Annotated in this window: 14 protein-coding genes and 2 tRNA genes; 10 read left to right on the forward strand and 6 right to left on the reverse strand. The window is 66.6% G+C overall.

The genetic code is table 11. The features are described from left to right. Window positions 1-2: 2 nt before the first annotated feature. Complete coding sequence (locus Q9R30_RS17570) at window positions 3-1,421, reverse strand: phosphomannomutase/phosphoglucomutase (protein WP_104996798.1); 1,419 nt, start codon at window positions 1,419-1,421, stop codon at window positions 3-5. A gap of 143 nt (window positions 1,422-1,564) precedes the next feature. Between Q9R30_RS17570 and Q9R30_RS17575 the strand changes: the two genes are divergently transcribed. Beyond that, entirely contained in the window at window positions 1,565-3,775 is a 2,211-nt protein-coding gene (locus Q9R30_RS17575; protein WP_311218390.1) for a RecQ family ATP-dependent DNA helicase, read from the forward strand. A gap of 30 nt (window positions 3,776-3,805) precedes the next feature. Here the strand turns inward: Q9R30_RS17575 and Q9R30_RS17580 are convergent, their stop codons facing one another. The 4 genes from Q9R30_RS17580 to Q9R30_RS17595 all read right to left on the reverse strand — a co-directional run bounded on the left by Q9R30_RS17580 (window position 3,806) and on the right by Q9R30_RS17595 (window position 8,322). Further along, window positions 3,806-5,239 (reverse strand): MFS transporter, encoded by a 1,434-nt coding sequence (locus Q9R30_RS17580; RefSeq protein ID WP_311218391.1) that lies wholly within the window; start codon window positions 5,237-5,239, stop codon window positions 3,806-3,808. Window positions 5,240-5,363: 124 nt separating this feature from the next. Beyond that, window positions 5,364-5,451: transfer RNA gene (locus Q9R30_RS17585), tRNA-Ser, on the reverse strand. Window positions 5,452-5,521: 70 nt separating this feature from the next. Next, the gene (locus Q9R30_RS17590) at window positions 5,522-6,109 is read right to left on the reverse strand and encodes a GNAT family N-acetyltransferase (RefSeq protein ID WP_311218392.1); all 588 of its coding nucleotides are present in this window, start codon (window positions 6,107-6,109) and stop codon (window positions 5,522-5,524) included. Further along, window positions 6,079-8,322 (reverse strand): prolyl oligopeptidase family serine peptidase, encoded by a 2,244-nt coding sequence (locus Q9R30_RS17595; protein ID WP_311218393.1) that lies wholly within the window; start codon window positions 8,320-8,322, stop codon window positions 6,079-6,081. Before Q9R30_RS17595 ends, Q9R30_RS17590 begins: the two co-directional genes overlap by 31 nt. Before the next feature lie 85 nt (window positions 8,323-8,407). Between Q9R30_RS17595 and Q9R30_RS17600 the strand changes: the two genes are divergently transcribed. Continuing rightward, window positions 8,408-10,348 carry an FAD/NAD(P)-binding protein gene (locus tag Q9R30_RS17600; protein ID WP_311218394.1) on the forward strand — a complete coding sequence of 647 codons (1,941 nt, stop codon included), beginning with the start codon at window positions 8,408-8,410 and terminating at the stop codon, window positions 10,346-10,348. A 111-nt stretch (window positions 10,349-10,459) separates the two neighbouring features. Here Q9R30_RS17600 and Q9R30_RS17605 read toward each other — a convergent pair. After that, window positions 10,460-10,547: transfer RNA gene (locus tag Q9R30_RS17605), tRNA-Ser, on the reverse strand. 107 nt (window positions 10,548-10,654) lie between these two features. Here Q9R30_RS17605 and Q9R30_RS17610 point away from each other — a divergent pair. From Q9R30_RS17610 to Q9R30_RS17645, 8 genes are all read left to right on the forward strand, one after another. Further along, window positions 10,655-11,638: an NAD(P)H-quinone oxidoreductase gene (locus Q9R30_RS17610; protein WP_104996803.1), complete on the forward strand. Its 984-nt coding sequence runs from the start codon at window positions 10,655-10,657 to the stop codon at window positions 11,636-11,638. 51 nt (window positions 11,639-11,689) lie between these two features. Continuing rightward, window positions 11,690-12,223 carry a PadR family transcriptional regulator gene (locus Q9R30_RS17615; protein ID WP_311218395.1) on the forward strand — a complete coding sequence of 178 codons (534 nt, stop codon included), beginning with the start codon at window positions 11,690-11,692 and terminating at the stop codon, window positions 12,221-12,223. 94 nt (window positions 12,224-12,317) lie between these two features. After that, entirely contained in the window at window positions 12,318-12,602 is a 285-nt protein-coding gene (locus Q9R30_RS17620; RefSeq protein WP_104996805.1) for a DUF1540 domain-containing protein, read from the forward strand. Between the two features lie 224 nt (window positions 12,603-12,826). Next, entirely contained in the window at window positions 12,827-15,127 is a 2,301-nt protein-coding gene (locus Q9R30_RS17625; RefSeq protein WP_311218396.1) for a carbon starvation CstA family protein, read from the forward strand. Beyond that, a complete protein-coding gene (locus tag Q9R30_RS17630) occupies window positions 15,127-15,330 on the forward strand; it encodes a YbdD/YjiX family protein (RefSeq protein WP_104996807.1) in 204 nt (67 codons plus the stop codon). Before Q9R30_RS17625 ends, Q9R30_RS17630 begins: the two co-directional genes overlap by 1 nt. Window positions 15,331-15,408: 78 nt before the next feature. Continuing rightward, window positions 15,409-16,041 (forward strand): bacterial proteasome activator family protein, encoded by a 633-nt coding sequence (locus tag Q9R30_RS17635; RefSeq protein ID WP_104996808.1) that lies wholly within the window; start codon window positions 15,409-15,411, stop codon window positions 16,039-16,041. Window positions 16,042-16,048: 7 nt separating this feature from the next. After that, window positions 16,049-16,525: a hypothetical protein gene (locus Q9R30_RS17640; RefSeq protein ID WP_311218397.1), complete on the forward strand. Its 477-nt coding sequence runs from the start codon at window positions 16,049-16,051 to the stop codon at window positions 16,523-16,525. Window positions 16,526-16,588: 63 nt separating this feature from the next. Then, window positions 16,589-17,434 (forward strand): aldo/keto reductase, encoded by an 846-nt coding sequence (locus tag Q9R30_RS17645; protein ID WP_104996810.1) that lies wholly within the window; start codon window positions 16,589-16,591, stop codon window positions 17,432-17,434. Window positions 17,435-17,444 lie beyond the last annotated feature (10 nt).

Below are 17,444 nucleotides of genomic sequence, written 5' to 3' on the forward strand. Positions count from 1 at the left end.
GCCTACGCCCGGACAATCGACAGGACCCGGTCCCGGACCTGTTCCATGGTGGCGCGGTCGGTCGCCTCGGCGTTGAGCCGGAGGAAGGGTTCGGTGTTGGACGGACGCAGGTTGAACCAGTAGCTGCCGTCGTTGGCCGTGAACGTGCTGCCGTCCAGGGTGTCGATGGTGATGTCCTCGTCCGCGAAGGCCGCTCGGACACGCTCGACGGCGGCGGGCTTGTCATCGACCTCGGAGTTGATCTCGCCCGAGCTGACGTACGGCTCATACTCGCGGCCCAGTTCCGAAAGGGGTCCGTCCTGTTCACCCAGGGCCGCCAGCACGTGCATGGCCGCCAGCATGCCCGTGTCCGCGTTCCAGAAGTCACGGAAGTAGAAGTGGGCTGAGTGCTCCCCGCCGAAGACGGCGCCTTCCTTCGCCATGACCGCCTTGATGAAGGAGTGGCCCACCCGCGTGCGCACAGCCCGGCCGCCGTCGTGCTCTACAAGCTCTGACACGGCCCGCGAGGTGAGGAGATTGTGGATGATCGTGGGGGTTGCCTCGCCCAGGGCCTTGGCGCGGGCAATCTCGCGGCGCGCCACCATGCCGGTAATGGCCGACGGCGAGACGGGCTCGCCCTTCTCGTCCACCACGAAGCAGCGGTCGGCGTCGCCGTCGAACGCCAGGCCGATGTCCGCGCGGTGCTCCACCACTGCCGCCTGCAGGTCGCGGAGGTTCTCCGGTTCCAGCGGGTTCGCAGGGTGGTTGGGGAAGGAACCGTCCAGCTCGAAGTACAGGGGGATGATGTCCAGGGGCAGCTTGGGGAGCAGGGTATCGCCCAGCACTGCAGGGGTGGTGAGCCCTGCCATGCCGTTGCCGGCGTCCACAACAACCTTCAGCGGCCGGGACCCGGACAGGTCCACGAGCTTGCGGAGGTATTCGGAGTAGTCCTTGAGGACGTCGCGGACACCGATAAGCCCGCGCTTGGCCGCGGCCGGGATGGCGCCGGTGTTGAGGTACTTCTCGGCGAGGGCCTGGATGTCCTTGAGGCCGGACTCGGAAGAAATGGGAACGGCGCCGGCCTTGGACATCTTGATGCCGTTGTAGCCGGCAGGGTTGTGGCTCGCGGTGAATGTGGCCCCGGCACGGTTCAGGTAACCGCACGCGAAGTACAGCTCGTCCGTGGAAATCAGGTCCAGCAGCTCAACGTTGGCGCCGCGGGTGGCTGCGCCGTTGGCGAAGGCCTTGCTGAACTCCGGGGAGGACGGGCGCATGTCGCCGCCCACCAGGATGGTTTGGCCTTCGAGCTGGAGGATGTCCACGAAGGCGGCCCCCACGGCTTCGACGATTTCGGCGGTGATGGATTCGCCCACGATGCCGCGGACGTCGTACGCCTTGAAGGATGCCGAAAGGTCATAAGTCGTTGTCTGTTCGCTAGTCACGGGCTTTATCTTACGTGGGCCGCGAAAGTGGCTGTGGAGGACGGGTGCGGACAGGCGTATGTGACACGAACCTGCGGTGGCGGGGTTTCCACATAGGACGCTCCCGTGCGCCTGGTGTCGGAGGCGGCTGGGATACTGAATCAATGGTCGATAACCAGCACGCCACCAGCCTCATTGAACCCGTACCCGTTCCTGAACCGGCAAACAGCAACATCCTTCCGTCTTCGGCGACCCACGCGCAGGCGCTCGCCGTTCTCCGCGAGCTGGTGGGCAACCCGACGGCCGGTTTCCACGAGGGCCAGTTTGAAGCCATCGAGGCACTGGTCGACGACGGCCGCAGGGCTTTGGTAGTGCAGCGTACCGGTTGGGGAAAATCGGCAGTCTATTTCGTGGCCTCCTTGCTCCTGCGCCGCCGCGGGGCCGGGCCCACGCTCATCGTGTCGCCACTCCTCGCCCTGATGCGGGACCAGGTAGCCGCGGCGGCCCGGGCAGGAGTGCGTGCCGTGGCCATCAACTCCGCGAACCAGCTGGAATGGGACTCCGTCCGCGAACAGCTCGCCGCTGACCAGGTGGACGTCCTGCTCGTGTCCCCGGAACGGCTGACCAACCCGTCCTTCCGCGAAAACCAGCTTCCCGAACTCATCCGGCGCACAGGCCTGCTCGTCATCGACGAGGCACACTGCATCTCCGACTGGGGCCACGACTTCCGGCCCGACTACCGCAGGATCGCGGACCTGATTACCCAGTTGCCGGATTCGGTTCCCGTCCTTGCCACCACAGCCACGGCTAACTCCCGGGTGGTCCACGACATTGAAGAGCAGCTCGGCGCCGGCGTCCTCACCATCCGTGGTGCGCTGGGCAGGGATTCCCTGCGGCTGGGGGTCCTGTCACTTCCTGATGCCAAGCAGCGCCTGGGCTGGCTGTTGACGCATCTGGCCGACCTTCCCGGAAGCGGCATCATCTATACGTTGACGGTGTCCGCGGCGGAGGATACAGCGCGCCTCCTGGCGGAGGCCGGCCACGAGGTGCTGGCCTATACCGGGCGCACGGACCCCGCAGACAGGGAACGCGCCGAACAGCTCCTGAAGGACAACCAGGTAAAGGCGCTGGTTGCCACGTCCGCTCTGGGCATGGGCTTTGACAAGCCCGATCTCGGCTTCGTGGTCCACCTCGGAGCGCCGTCCTCGCCGGTGGCTTACTACCAGCAGGTTGGGCGCGCCGGCCGTGGGGCGGCAAACGCCGATGTCCTGCTCCTGCCGGGCCCCGAAGACCGGGACATCTGGCAATACTTCGCCACGGCCTCCATGCCGTCGGAGGAAAAAGCCGCCGCCGTCCTCACGGCGCTGGCCGAAGCAGGCACCGCGCTGTCCACGGTCGCGTTGGAAGCCAGGGTGGACCTCCGACGCACTCCGCTGGAACTGCTGTTGAAAGTCCTCTCGGTGGATGGCGCCGTGGAACGCGTGGGCGGCGGCTGGCGGTCCACCGGCCGGCCCTGGGCCTACGACGCAGAGCGGTACCGGCGGATAGCGGAGGCCCGCGTGGACGAACAGGACTCCATGGTGATCTACCAGGACACTGCCGGCTGCCGGATGGAATACATCACGTCCGTCCTTGACGACGAGACCGCCCACGCCTGTGGCAGGTGCGATAACTGCGCCGGCAGGTGGTTCCCGGCAGAGATTGCCGAGCATGCCACCGCTGCGGCCGGCCAGACCCTCAGCAGGGCGGGCGGGGTGCTGGAACCACGGCTGCAGTGGCCCAGCGGCATGGACCGCCTTGGTGTCCCGGTGAAGGGAAAGCTCAAACCTGCAGAAGGAGTCTCCGAGGGGCGGGTCCTCGCAAGGCTGACAGACCTGGGCTGGGGCGGGGCACTGCGGGAGCTGTTTGCGGCCGGCGCGGGGGACCGGCCCGTTGACCCCGGCATGCTTCAGGCATGTGTCCAGGTGCTGCGCGAATGGGGTACGGGCAACCCCGGCAATCCCGGGTGGAGCGGGGCGGGACGGCCGGCAGCCATCGTCAGCATCCCCTCGCGGGGCAAGCCTGAGCTGGTGGGATCCCTTGCGAAGGGAATCTCGGAGATCGGCCGCATCCCATACCTGGGCGAGCTACAGCTTGCCCACGGGGGCCCCACGGGAAGCCGCGGCGGCAACAGCGCCTACAGGCTGGCGGGGGTGTGGGACCGCCTGGTGGTGGGGCCGGAGCTTGAGGCCGCACTGGCCCCGTTGCAGGGTGGCAGCGTGATGCTGGTCGATGACATCGTGGACAGCAGGTGGACACTCACCGTGGCCGGCCGGGCCCTTCGCCAGGCCGGGGCTGGTGCTGTGCTTCCTCTGGTGCTGGCCCAGGCGGGCTGAATCTGGGTGCCCTGACTTAGGCCGGCAGGGCTAGACCCGCTGGGCTTTACCTCGGCTGACTTCCGCTCCGGCATGCCGCGGCAGGAACAGGCTGTCCGCCGTGCTCGCCAACATCAGCACTGCCATGGCGAGGAATGCGCCGCGGAAAGGTCCGGCTGCGTCAGCTGGAAAGCTGTTGAGCCCGTCGAACAGGCGGATGAGCAAGGCCCCGATGGCAATGCCCGCAGCAGTGGCGAGCTGGACCAGTGTGGCAGAAACAGTATTCGCCGAGGTGAGCTGTGCCGGCGCGATGTCGGCGTACTGGACTGACGCGTAGGCAGAGAACCCGATCGAGCGGAAGGCGCCGCTGCAGACCAGCAGGGCAAACGTCAGCGGCCCTGGCGTTTCTGCCGTGAGCAGGGCGCAGAGGATAAACGTGGCCGCAGAAGCAAGGGAGGCAAAGACGAGCATCGCCTTGAAGCCAAAGCGCCGGATCAGCGGAGTGGTGGCCGGCTTGATGCCGATGTTGCCGATGAAGACGGCCGCCACCATGGCACCTGCGTGCAGCGGGGACCAGCCGAACCCGGCCTGGAACATCAGCGGCAGCAGGAACGGGACGGAACTGATGGCCAGCCGGTAGGCGAACCCGCCGGTGGCCATCGCCCTGAACGTGCGGGTGCTGAAAACCCCGAGGTCAAAGAGCGGGTTAGGGGTCCTGCGCATCCAGAACACGGCGCAGGCAACGGCCGCCACGCCGAAACCAGCGCTCAGGGCCGCCCAGGGAGCGTCAGGGTGGGCGCTCACCAGTTCAAGGCCCGCCACCAGGGCGCCCACGCCCAGCGTGGTGAGCGACAGGCCCAACCAGTCCAGCCGCCGCCCGCCGTCGCCCGCGGCAGCAGGAACCAGCCGGAGTGCCGCAAGCAGTGCGGCCGCACCCAGCGGGAGGTTGATCAGGAAGATCCAGTGCCAGGAAAGATAGGTGGTCAGGGCCCCGCCTACCAGCGGTGCGAGTACTGGCGCCAGGAGCCCGGGCCACACCAGGAACGCAGTGGCGCGGAGGAGGTCCGCCTTAGGGGTCCCGCGGAGGACCAGGAGGGTTCCCACCGGAACCATCATGGCGCCCCCGAACCCCTGCGCGGTCCTGCTGAGGGTGAGGGCAACCAGGTCCTGGCTGAGCGAACAGGCCAGGGATGCTGCCGTGAAGATGGCAATGGCAAGGCAAAATATGCGGCGGGCGCCAAAGCGCTCAGCCAGCCAGCCGCTGAGCGGAATGCCCATGGCGACGGTCAGCAGGTAGGCCGTCATCGTGATGTTGACGTCCGCGGCGGGAACCCGGAAGTCGGCAGCGATGTTGGGGATGGCCGTGGTGAGGACGGTGCCGTCCAGGAACTCCATGAAGAAAGTGGCAGCCACCAGCAGCGCCAGGCGGGGGCTCCACGCCTGCACCGCGCCGTGCGCCTCATCCACCGTGTTGCTTGCTGCCATCCGACAATCCTGCCACCGCCGGGACGTGCAAGGCGCCGGGTGTCCGTCCCACGGACGGATGCGTCCGGGGTGTTGGACATGCCGGGGCACGCAAAAGGCCCCGGTCCAGGACCGGGGCCAAACGCGGAGACGGGGGGATTTGAACCCCCGGTGGAGTTGTGCCCCACACTTCATTAGCAGTGAAGCCCATTCGGCCGCTCTGGCACGTCTCCAATTGCTATTCCTAGCCCACCAAGGATACGCAGAACGGGGCATGCAGTGCAAAACGGGTCGCCCGGGCCTTCAGGGGACTCCCTGGTTGCCCGGTGAGCGCTTCACTGCGGGGGGCGGTCCGCCCCGGACCATCCTGATTTCGCGAAGGTCTTCCCACCCGGGAATCACGTCGGCGGCGCCGTCAGGTTCAAACCCGAAGTGCCGGTAGAAGCCAATGGCGCGCTGGTTGTCGGCGGCCACCCACAGGCTCGCCGCCTCATTGTCCAGCGCTGCCACCAGGAGGCGGCGGCCCAGGCCCAGCCCCTGGTGCGACGCCAGCAGGTACAGCCCCCACAGTTCCAGGTCGCCGGACGACGGCGGCGCAAAGCCGTGCGAAGCGGCCCCCGGCTCCCTGCGGATGCCGGCGAACCCGACTACCGTGCCGTCGTCGGACGCCACCCAGGCATGCGCGGGTTCCGCGGCCTCCAGCAGGTGGCGCCACAGCGGCAGCCGCGAGCCGGTATTCTGCGAAGCCAGGAACCCGTCGGACAGCATTCCGCGGTAGGTCTCCTGCCAGCAGCGGACGTGGATCTCGGCCAGCCGCTCCACGTCGGAGGCCACCGCCCGCCGCACCTCGAGCGCCATCGTTACGCGGCCCCGCCGGCCAGCGCCTTCCACAGGAAGTGCTGGCTGCGGGCCTGCAGCGCCGCGGCCTGCCGGTTGTCCGAGGCGCCTGCGTGTCCGCCCTCCAGCGCCTCGTGGAACCAGACGTTGGGGATGCCCATGGCCAGCATGCGGGCTGCCATCTTGCGCGCCTGGACGGGGCCGACCCTGTCATCGGAGGTTGCCGTCCAGATGAACGTTTCCGGGTACTCCACCCCGTCCTTGAGCAAGTGGTAGGGGGAGAAAGTCCTGATGTACTCCCACTGCTCCGGGACGTCGGGGTCGCCGTACTCGGCGATCCAGGAGTGGCCGGCGGACAGCCTGGTGTAGCGGCGCATGTCCAGCAGCGGCACCCCGCAGGAAACGGCCCCGAAAAGCTCCGGGTACCGGGTCATCATGTTGCCCACCAGCAGGCCGCCGTTGGACCCGCCCACGCACCCCAGCCGCTCCCGCGACGTGACGCCACGGGAGATCAGGTCACGGGCAACGGCAGCGAAGTCCTGGTACGCCTTGTGCCGGTTCTCCTGCAACGCTGCCCGGTGCCACGCGGGCCCGTATTCGCCGCCGCCACGGATGTTCGCCATCACGTACACGCCGCCGCGGGAGTGCGGTGCTTCCCCGTCCGCCCCTTGCGCGCCGGAGGTCCTGCGTTCCAGCCATGCCCTGCCGACGGTGCCGCTGTAGGCCGGTGTCCGGGAAACTTCGAATCCGCCGTAGCCGGAAAGCTGGGTGGGGTTCTCCCCGTCCAGTGGCAGGTCCCGGGAGGCAACCTGGAAGTAGGGAATCCGGGTTCCGTCGTCGGATACGGCGAAGTGCTGCTGCACTTCATAGTTACCGTCATCGAAGAACGACGGCGACGCCTTGACCACCGCGTGCCGGCTCACCACGCCGGGCGTACCGGACGCCGCACGCTCCAAGGTGCCGCGCAGCAGGGTGGTCGGGGTGGTGAAGCCCGTGGCGACGAGCCAGAAGTCGTTACCCGCACCGCCGTCGGCCTCGTCTTCGTCGTCCACTGCGTAGGCGTTGACGTCATGCAGCGGCGGGCAGGCATCCAACGGCGACGACGCCCACGCAGCCTGGGCATTGTGCGTCGGCCGGGAGGGATCCAGCACCCGGATTTCGGAGGACACGTCCTTCAGGAGGTTCAACAGCAGGAAGTCCCGGGTCCAGCTCCAGGACTGCAGGGACGTATTCGCATCCGGGGTGAACAGCACGGCTATGTCACGGGAGCCGGCCAGGTAATCCTCGAACCGGGCAGCGAGCAGCGAGCCTGCCGGGTACGTTGATGTGCCCAGCACCCAGTCCTGCCGGGGCCGGAACAGCACCCATTCCCGGTGCGCGCTGACGTTTACATCGGTGGGGACGTCGATCTGGATCCAGGATCCTTCACGCAGCACCAGGTTCCTGCGGTTGAAGAAATCGATGTAGTCAACGGCGAAGGTGCGCTCAAAGCCTGGAGTGGAATCGTGAACAACCACGGCCATCATGTGCTGCTCGGGCACCTCGAACAGCCGCGGCGCTCCGGGCAGGGAATCCCCGCGTTTGAGCGTGACTGCCGTCCGGGCGTAGGAGGAGGCGGTCTTCGGCAGTCCGTCCGCCGTGGAGGCCACCAGCAGCGTGTCCGCGTCCAGCCAGGAAACGTGTCCCTTCGCCGTCGGCAGGTCAAAGCCGCCCTTCGCAGGGTCCACAAAGGCACGGGTCTCCACGTCGAATTCCCGGTACCGGTTGGCGTCGCCGCCGTCGGGGGAGAGGGCCAGCAGTGCATGCCGGTACGGTTCCCCGGAAGCGGGGCGCAGGAAGGTGGCGCCGTGGAAAACCCACTCCTGGCCCTCAGCTGCCACCAGCGCATCGACGTCGAGCAGCACATCCCACTCGGGGGAATCCGTGCAGTAGCTCTCCCAGGCGGTGCGGCGCCAAAGGCCCTTGGGGTTCTTCGCGTCCTTCCAGAAGTTGTAGTACCAGTCGCCGCGCTTGCCCACCATGGCGATCCGGTCCGTGGAGTCCAGCACCTCCAGGATGCTGCTTTCCAGCCCGGCGTAGTCCGCGTCCTCCAGGAGGTCCTCGGTGCGCGAATTCTGCTCCTTCACCCAGGCAAGCTGCTCCTCGCCGTAAATGTCCTCGAGCCAGGCGTTTTCGTCAGTGGGCTCGGGCGTGATGCCCTGCGGGTCGGTGCCGGAAGGGTTGCCGGAACCGGGGGCGGGCGCTGGATCAGCTTCAGTGGTGGTCATGCGCCCCATCCAAACAACATCCGCGGACGGCTGGCAAGTCAAGCGTTCAGCGCACACTTTGTTTGCAGCCCGTACGCTGGATGGCGTGGAAAAAACGCAGAGCATCCGGACCGCCATCATCGGCGCAGGTCCGCGGGGCACCAGCGTGCTGGAACGCCTGCTTGCCCGCTGCGCCGCGCAGAGCGCTTCCGGTGCAGGAACGGTGCGTCTCCACATCGATGTCATCGACCCCTTTCCGGCGGGCCCCGGGCACGTGTGGCAGCCGCAGCAGTCCCGACTGTTCCTGATGAACACGCAATCCTTCTACCCCACGCTGATCCCGGAGGACCCTGACCTGGCGCCGCCGGTCGCAGGAACCACCTTCGACCAGTGGCGGGCCCGGCAGCAGCGCGACCCCTCGCCGTCCCTGGCCGAGGACGAGCTCGCTGAACTGGCCGTCCTGGGCCCGAATGACTTTCCCAGCCGCGCCCTTTACGGCCGCTACCTCCGCAGCACGCTGGAGGAGCTGGCGTCCAAAGCGCCCGACGGCGTCACCATCGACTTCCACGAAACGTCGGCACAGTCCGTGCGCCCCGCGGGGGACGGAACGTTCGACGTCGGCCTGGCCACGGGAGAGACGCTGAGCACCAACGCCGTGGTGCTTGCCTTGGGCCACGTCCCGTCCCGCCTGAACCCTGAGCAGCGCGAACTGCAGGCGTCGGCCAAGCGGTTGGGCCTCCAATACTTCCCGCCGGCTGTCCCTGCGGACGTGGACTGGTCCCTGGTTCCCGCAGGGGAGCCCGTCCTGGTCCGCGGCATGGGCCTGAACTTCTTCGACACCATGGTGCAGCTGACCGAGGGCCGCGGCGGAAAATTCGTCAGCAACGGAACGGTGCTCAGGTACGAGCCTTCGGGCCAGGAGCCGAGGATCATTGCTGCCTCCCGACGGGGCACGCCCTACCGGGCGAAGGCGGCCCTGAACGGCTACTACCCGGCGTCGGTCACCCTGCGCTACTTCACCGAAGCGGCGCTGGAACCATTCCGCACGGCAGGAATCCGCCCGGCGTTCGACCACGATTTCTGGCCGCTCCTGCACCGTGACGCTTTGTGGGCGTATTACTCCACCCTGGTACGTTCCCAGCCGAACGCGGTACCGGATCCGGCGGCCTTCCTCGGCGCCCTGGATGAGGCGCTCCATCCCCACGCGCACAGTGCCGTGAACTGGGAAGACAGTGTGGAGAGCGTGCTGGCCGTGCACGTGGGGCCACGGCACCGGCTGGACCTGCCGGCGCTCGCCGCCCCCCTTGCCGGACGATCCTTTGCCTCACGCGCCGAACTCGATGCCGCCGTCGTGGACTACCTGCTGGATGACGCACGCCGGTCCGCGCTCGGGGAGGATGACCCCGTGAAGATGGCCATCGGGGCACTCCACCACGGGCGTGCCGCGCTGAAGACAGCAGTGGCCGACGGCGGCATCACCGATGAATCCTGGGTGGCGGGACTGCGTGGCTGGTTCGAGTCGTTTGTGGAAGGACTCGCCAGCGGTCCTCCGGCCCTTCGCTCCGAGCAGCTTGCGGCGCTGGCCAGGGCAGGAGTGGTGAGCTTCGTAGGCCCGGACCCCAAGTTCGCAGTGGACCGGAAGAACGGCGCCTTCACGGCGTCGTCCCCCTGGGTGGCCGGAGCTCCGGTGGCTGCCCGGACCATGGTGGAGGCGCTCGCGCCCGGTAACCGGGTCTCGGCCAGTGATTCGCCGGTGCTGGAGCAGCTGCTGGCAGACGGCCTGGTGCGGCCGCGGCTCATGATGACGGTGGAGGGCGCCCCCGTGCAGTCCACCGGCCTGGACGTGGTGCCGCATCCCTACCGCCCGGTCGCAGCCAACGGCTCCGTGACCGGAGGCCTGTACGTGCTGGGGCTGCAGCTCTCATCCGTCCAGTGGGGCACCGCCATCGCCGCCGAGGCCGTCCAGCCCGGCGGGCCAAACTACCGCAGCGGCCAGCGGACCCTGCGCGACGCGGACGAGATCGCCGGGGCCATCCTGGCGCTGTAGCCGTCCAGCGGTTGCATCAGGCAGCCGGAACCCGGTGCCCGCAGGCCTTTGCAGGGCAAAAAGAAAGGACCCCTGCCGGTCAGCATGCTGGCCGGCAGGGGTCCTTTTTCGCGGAAGGTAAGAGATTCGAACTCTTGGTACGGGGTTACCGCACACTAGTTTTCAAGACTAGCTCCTTCGGCCGCTCGGACAACCTTCCTCACCCAGTAGTGTTTCATAGGCACTTGCCTGCAACAAAACAGAACCCGGAAGGCGTCCGGTGCACACTGGTTGCACGCAGTATTCAGTCAGAAACGGGAGTGTTCCATGAAAGCCGTCTACATTTCGGAGCCGGGCGGCCCGGAAGTTCTGGAGGTCCGCGAGGTGGAGGCCCCGGTACCGGGTACCGGAGAGGTGCTCATCGACGTCGTGGCTGCCGGCCTGAACCGGGCGGACGTGCAGCAGCGCAGGGGCTTCTACCCGCCGCCTCCCGGCGCATCGGAAATTCCCGGCCTTGAAGTATCCGGCCGGATCGCCGGGTTCGGTCCCGGCGTCACAAAGGCATTCTCCCTCGGTGACAAGGTGGTGGCGCTGCTGGCCGGCGGCGGGTACGCGCAGCAGGTGGCGGTCCCGGCCGAGCAGGTCCTTCGGGTGCCCGACGGCGTTGACCTGGTGACTGCCGCCGCCCTTCCCGAGGTTGCGGCCACTGTCTACTCCAACCTGGTGATGACGGCCCAGCTGCAGGCGGGCGAGACCGTCCTGATCCACGGTGCAACGGGCGGGATCGGCACCATGGCCATCCAGCTCGCCAAGGCCCTCGGCGCCAGGGTTGCCGCAACTGCAGGATCCGACGAAAAAGTGAGCACGGCCAAAGCCTTCCTGGGGGCCGACATCGCCATCAACTACGCCGAGGAGGACTTTCCGGAAAGCCTTCGCCGCCAGAACGGGGGCAAGGGCGCCGACGTGATCCTCGACGTCGTGGGCGCCAAGTACCTGGCCCAAAATGTGGACGCGCTCGCTGACTACGGACGCCTGGTGGTGATCGGGCTGCAGGGCGGAACGAAGGGGGAGCTCGACCTGGGGCAGCTGCTGAAGAAGCGCGCCGCCGTCGTTGCCACCGCCCTGCGCCCACGCCCGGTAGCGGAAAAAGGCGCCATCATGAACGCCGTGCGCGACGCCGTGTGGCCGCTCGTCAGCGACGGATCGGTCAGGCCGCTGGTGGCAAAGACCTTCCCGCTGGACCAGGTGCGCGCCGCCCACCGGTATTTCGACACCGGCGACCACGTGGGGAAGGTCCTCCTGGTCATGTAGGTTCCGTACACCGATGCCCGCGCTACACGGACGCCAAGAACAAGGAACAGCATGTCCATCCGCCACAGCCTCCTCGCCCTGCTGGAGGACCAGCCCCGCTACGGCTACCAGCTGCGGATTGAATTCGAGAACCGCACCGGTGCCACCTGGCCGCTGAACATCGGGCAGGTGTACACCACGCTGGACCGGCTGGAACGGGATGCGCTGGTGGCCAGGGACGGCGACGACGGAAACGGCCATGTGGTGTACAGCATCACCGCAGCCGGCAAGGCCGAAATCCGGAACTGGTTCGCCGCCCCCGTGGAACGGAACAACCCGCCACGCAACGAGCTGGCCATCAAGCTGGCGCTGGCCGTCACCCTGCCCGGCGTCGACGTCAAGGCCATTATCCAGAGCCAGCGGCTGTCCTCCATGAAGTCCCTGCAGGACTATTCGAAGGCCCGCCGGGACACGGCGCTGAACCAGCGCGCGGGTGACATCGCATCGCTGCTGGTCCTGGACTCCCTCATATTCCAGGCGGAGGCGGAAGTCCGGTGGCTGGATCTGTGCGAGGCCAGGATGATCCAGCAGGGGCTGGCGAAATAAGTAACACAATTGGGTCTTTTTGAATGCCCTGGACAGGCATACCGTAAGTTCCACGAACCGTCCGGCCGGGCGGTGGAACAAACGGAGGAAGCTCATGACAACGCACGTCGCCGACTGCAGCGTAACGAACTGTTCCTTTAACGACCACACCAACTGCAATGCCGCCGCCATCACGGTGGGCGGCGCCGAAAACCACGCACACTGCGCCACGTTCATCGAGACCGGAATCCATGGCGGACTGCCCAAGGTCCTTGCCGACGTCGGGGCGTGCCAGCGCTCCGAGTGCGTCCACAATGACCACCTGATGTGCAAGGCCGCAGAGGTCCACGTAGGCCCCGGCGCGGACAACGCTGACTGCCTCACCTACTCACACGCGTAGGGGCAGCTTTACGCTTTTCCCGCGAGCCAAGGCCTCCGCCCGGACCTTCCGGACGGGGGCCTTCTCTGCGTTGGTGCAGGAACGGTGGCAGCCCGCTCCGGTCGTCGCCGCGTCCACTCCGCTCGCCGCACGTTTCTGCGGCAGCTGGAAGAACGCCTCCGGATTATGACTCCGGCTTGGTAGGGTGCGTGACAGAAGACGCATAACAATCTCAAGGAGGAGACATGGCCAAGACGCCTGATCAGCGGGGTAGTGCATCCGGAGGCAGGGGCGTGGCTGCCACCGACCCGGCGCTGCCGCCGACAGCGGTGGATGACGAGGTCCGTGAGGCCGAAGAACGGAAATGGACACCGGGAAAGATCGCGCTCTGGGCTGCGATTGCACTCCTCGGCGGCGTGGCCTGGTTCATGCTGGCCATCATCCGCGGCGAAACCGTGAACGCCATCTGGTTCGTGTTCGCCTCCGTGTGCACATACCTGATCGGCTACCGGTTCTACTCCAAGGTCATCGAGCGCTACATCACCAGGCCCGATGACCACCGCGCCACTCCGGCGGAGTACAAGGCCGACGGCAAGGACTATGTCCGGACGGACCGCAATGTCCTGTTCGGCCACCACTTTGCCGCCATCGCCGGCGCCGGCCCGCTGGTGGGCCCGGTCATCGCGGCCCAGATGGGCTACCTGCCCGGAACTCTCTGGATCATCATCGGCGTCGTCCTGGCCGGCGCCGTCCAGGACTACCTCGTGATGTTCTTCTCCATGCGGCGCGGCGGCCGCTCCCTGGGCCAGATGGCACGCGAGGAACTGGGCGTTATCGGCGGCACTGCCGCCCTCATCGCCACCCTGCTCATCATGGTGATCATCGTGGCCATCCTGGCGCTCGTCGTCGTCAACGCCCTGGGCGAGAGCCCGTGGGGTGTCTTCTCCGTCGGCATGACCATTCCGATTGCGCTGTTCATGGGCATCTACCTCCGCTACCTGCGGCCCGGCAAGGTGATGGAGGTTTCGCTGATCGGTTTCGTCCTGCTGATGGCTGCCATTATCGGCGGCGGCATCGTGGCGGAAACCCCGTGGGGCGCGGACATCTTCAGCCTCGATAAGGTGACCATCGCCTGGGGCATCATCATTTATGGCTTCATCGCGGCCATCCTGCCCGTGTGGCTGCTCCTGGCGCCGCGTGACTACCTCTCCACGTTCATGAAGATCGGCGTGATCGTGATGCTGGCGCTCGCCATCATCGTGGTTCGGCCGGAGATCACCGTACCCGCCTTCAGCGAGTTCGCCAGCAGGGAAAACGGTCCGGTGTTCCCGGGCGCCCTGTTCCCGTTCCTGTTCGTCACCATTGCGTGCGGTGCCTTGTCCGGCTTCCATGCACTGATTTCGTCAGGTACCACACCCAAGCTGGTGGAAAAGGAGCGGCAGACGCGTTTCATCGGCTACGGCGGAATGCTGATGGAGTCCTTCGTGGCCATCATGGCCCTGGTGGCGGCAATATCAATCGACCGCGGCCTTTACTTCGCTATGAACTCCCCGGCAGCGCTGACCGGCGGCACGGTGGAGACAGCAGCCACCTGGGTCAACAGCCTGGGCCTGGCCGGGGTGAACATCACGCCTGACTTCCTGAGTGAAACCGCCGCCAACGTGGGCGAAGAAAGCATCGTTTCGCGAACCGGTGGTGCTCCCACCCTGGCCGTTGGGCTCGCCCACATCATGCAGCAGTTCATCGGCGGGACGGCCATGATGGCGTTCTGGTACCACTTCGCCATCATGTTCGAAGCCCTTTTCATCCTCACCGCAGTGGACGCCGGCACCCGTGTTGCCCGGTTCATGCTGCAGGACTCGATCGGCAACTTCATCCCCAAGTTCAAGGAGCACTCCTGGCGGCCGGGTGCCTGGCTTTGCACCGCGGTCATGGTCGGGGCCTGGGGGGCCGTGCTGCTCATGGGCGTCACCGATCCGCTCGGCGGCATCAACACGCTGTTCCCGTTGTTCGGCATAGCCAACCAGCTGCTTGCCGCGATTGCACTGTCCGTGTGCCTGGCCATCGTGGCAAAGCGGGGAACGTTCAACTACCTGTGGATCGTCGCGCTGCCGCTAACGTTCGCTGCCGTGGTCACCATCACGGCGAGCTACCAGAAGATCTTCTCGTCCACCCCGGCTGTGGGCTACTTCGCCAACAACGCGGCCTTCAGCAAGGCCCTGGCCGACGGGAAGACCGAGTTCGGTACTGCCAAAACGGTGGCTGCAATGGAGGCCGTGGTCCGCAACACCGCCATCCAGGGCTGGCTCTCGGTGATCTTCGTGGTGCTCAGCATCATTGTGATCGCGACGGCGCTGCTTGCCACGATCAAGTCTTTCCGCAGCCGCAGGTCGGGAGCGGTCATCACGGACAATGAAGATCCCGCCAAGCCTTCACGTGTCTTTGCCCCTGCCGGACTCATTCCCACTCCTGCCGAGCGTGAACTGATGGCGGAATGGGAGAAGGTTCCGGCTGAACTCCGCTTCGAACGGGCAGGGCACCACTGATGGGCGCGGCTCTCACCGGACTCTCCAGTGGGTTCAAGGGCTTCGCCCGCTACCTTGGCGGAGTCCTGGGCGCGGACGCCTACGCCAATTACCTCGAGCACCACAGGGCGGCCGGGCACGGGGAGGCACCCCTGACCGAGCGTGAGTTCTGGCGTGACCGGACCGACCGCCAGGACAACAACCCCCAGGGCCGGTGCTGCTGATTGAGCTTGCAGCGTACAAGCCGCCGGGAGGGATCATCCAGTGGGTTCCGGGTGGATTGCTCATGAGAGTATGAACGCATGAGCGATCCACAAGGCACTCAGTCAGCTGAGGACCTCCCGGTAGAGGGCACTCCCGTCGATGAGTGGCAGCCGCAGGTGCCCCCGCCGTCCGCACCTGCCGGTGGCAGGAAGCCCAAGGGCAGCAATGTCCAGGACCTGGTGGATGAACCGGCCAAAGTCATGCGGATCGGAACCATGATCCGGCAGCTCCTGGAAGAAGTGAAGTCTGCGCCCCTGGATGAGGCTGCCCGGGGCAGGCTTGCCGAGATCCACGCCCGTTCCATCAAGGAGCTGGAGGACGGGCTGGCTCCTGAACTTGTGGCGGAACTCGACAGGATCAGCCTGCCCTTCCCCGATGCGGGTACGCCTTCCGACGCTGAACTCCGGATAGCGCAGGCCCAGCTTGTCGGGTGGCTGGAGGGATTGTTCCACGGCATCCAGACTGCCATTGCTGCCCAGCACGCGGCCCGTGAGCAAGCGGCCGCGCAGATGCAGCTCCGCCAGCTCCCGCCGGGCACCATGATTGCCCCGGGAGTGGTCATCGGCGAGAACGGGGAGCCACAGCGCGCCGGCGCCGGTGCGCGCTCCGGAAGCCCGGCACGGCCTGGCCAGCGGGACGACCCGGACCACGGTCCCGGACAATACCTGTAGGCTCCGCTTGGGCTTTTTCAGCGCCGCCAGGCAGGGGCGCAAGGACGACGCGGAACTGGGCCAGGGGCTGTGGCGCCGGGCCCATGACCGTTTCCAACGGGGGCTGGACCGCTTCCACCAGGTTCTCGAGGGCGTGGAGGATGACCAGCTGTACGCCGAATTGCTGGAGATCGCCAATGAATTGGCCAGCCTCCTCGAACGGGTGCGGCTGGTATGCATGGAAGCGCAGCGGCGTTCGCCCAACGACGGCCTCGATATCCCCGTGGCCCTTTCCGGGGTTCACCGTGCCCTGTCCAAGGCGGGCAATTCGCTGGCCACGACGGCGGAAGCGGCCGCCATGCTCCGGCTCGCCGTTGGCCCCGTCCCGGTAGGTGCAGCCTCCGTCCGCCGCCGGGCCGAGTCCGTTTTCCAGCAGGTGGCCGACGCCGAACGGCACCTCAGCGAAGAGGATTCAGGGCCGCAGCAGTCGGTTAGTCCCGATTAAGCGCCTGGCTTACTTCACGCCCGTATCCTCCGGGTGGAGCCGATAGTTTGGCAGGATGGACAAATGACTCTTTCACCTACCTTGACCTTTAATGACGGAAACACCATCCCCCAGCTCGGCTACGGCGTGTGGCAGGTTGAGGACGGCGTGGCTGAAAAGGTGGTCCGCCAGGCGTTTGAAGCGGGCTACCGCCACATCGATACCGCCAAGATCTACGGTAACGAGGCGGGTGTGGGCCGGGCGATTGCCAGTTCCGGCCTGTCCCCGGAGCAGCTCTTCATCACTACCAAGCTCTGGAACGCAGACCAGGGATATGAGTCCACGCTGGTTGCCTTCGAGGAATCCATGGACAGGCTCGGGCTGGAGACCCTGGACCTTTACCTGATCCACTGGATGCAGCCCAAGCAGGACAAGTACGTGGACACCTGGAAGGCGCTGATCGAGCTGCAGAAGCGCGGCCGGGTCAAGTCCATTGGTGTTTCGAACTTCACGGTCGAGGGCCTGCAGCGGCTCATCGATGAGACCGGCGTGGTTCCGGCCATCCACCAGATCGAGCTCCACCCGTACTTCAGCCAGCGGGAACTGCGTGGGTTCGGCGCGGCCAACGGCATTTTGACGCAGGCGTGGTCGCCCCTGGGCCAAGGCGGCGAGCTGCTGGACGACGGAACGGTCGCTTCGATCGCAGCCAAGCACGGCGCCACCCCGGCACAGGTTGTCATTGCCTGGCACCTCGCAATCGGCAACGTGGTGATTCCCAAGTCCGTCACCGAATCCCGGATCCGGGAAAACTTCGCAGCGCTTGAGGTCAGCCTGGATTCCGACGACGTGGAGGCAATCAACGCGCTGGACCGCTCCGCCAACGGCGAAGGCCGCATCGGCGCGGACCCTGCAGTTTCCGACTTCGCCTAGCCGGCGGCCG

The sequence above is a fragment of the Arthrobacter sp. AB6 genome (assembly GCF_031844545.1).
In the GTDB taxonomy this organism is placed as follows: Bacteria; Actinomycetota; Actinomycetes; order Actinomycetales; family Micrococcaceae; genus Arthrobacter.

Coding starts and splice junctions, on each gene's coding strand:
- Q9R30_RS17645 (WP_104996810.1), top strand. CDS start 16,589: ATGACTCTTTCACCTACCTTGACCTTTAATGACGGAAACACCATCCCC.
- Q9R30_RS17580 (WP_311218391.1), bottom strand. CDS start 5,239: ATGGCAGCAAGCAACACGGTGGATGAGGCGCACGGCGCGGTGCAGGCG.
- Q9R30_RS17630 (WP_104996807.1), top strand. CDS start 15,127: ATGGGCGCGGCTCTCACCGGACTCTCCAGTGGGTTCAAGGGCTTCGCC.
- Q9R30_RS17615 (WP_311218395.1), top strand. CDS start 11,690: ATGTCCATCCGCCACAGCCTCCTCGCCCTGCTGGAGGACCAGCCCCGC.
- Q9R30_RS17635 (WP_104996808.1), top strand. CDS start 15,409: ATGAGCGATCCACAAGGCACTCAGTCAGCTGAGGACCTCCCGGTAGAG.
- Q9R30_RS17620 (WP_104996805.1), top strand. CDS start 12,318: ATGACAACGCACGTCGCCGACTGCAGCGTAACGAACTGTTCCTTTAAC.
- Q9R30_RS17575 (WP_311218390.1), top strand. CDS start 1,565: ATGGTCGATAACCAGCACGCCACCAGCCTCATTGAACCCGTACCCGTT.
- Q9R30_RS17595 (WP_311218393.1), bottom strand. CDS start 8,322: ATGACCACCACTGAAGCTGATCCAGCGCCCGCCCCCGGTTCCGGCAAC.
- Q9R30_RS17625 (WP_311218396.1), top strand. CDS start 12,827: ATGGCCAAGACGCCTGATCAGCGGGGTAGTGCATCCGGAGGCAGGGGC.
- Q9R30_RS17610 (WP_104996803.1), top strand. CDS start 10,655: ATGAAAGCCGTCTACATTTCGGAGCCGGGCGGCCCGGAAGTTCTGGAG.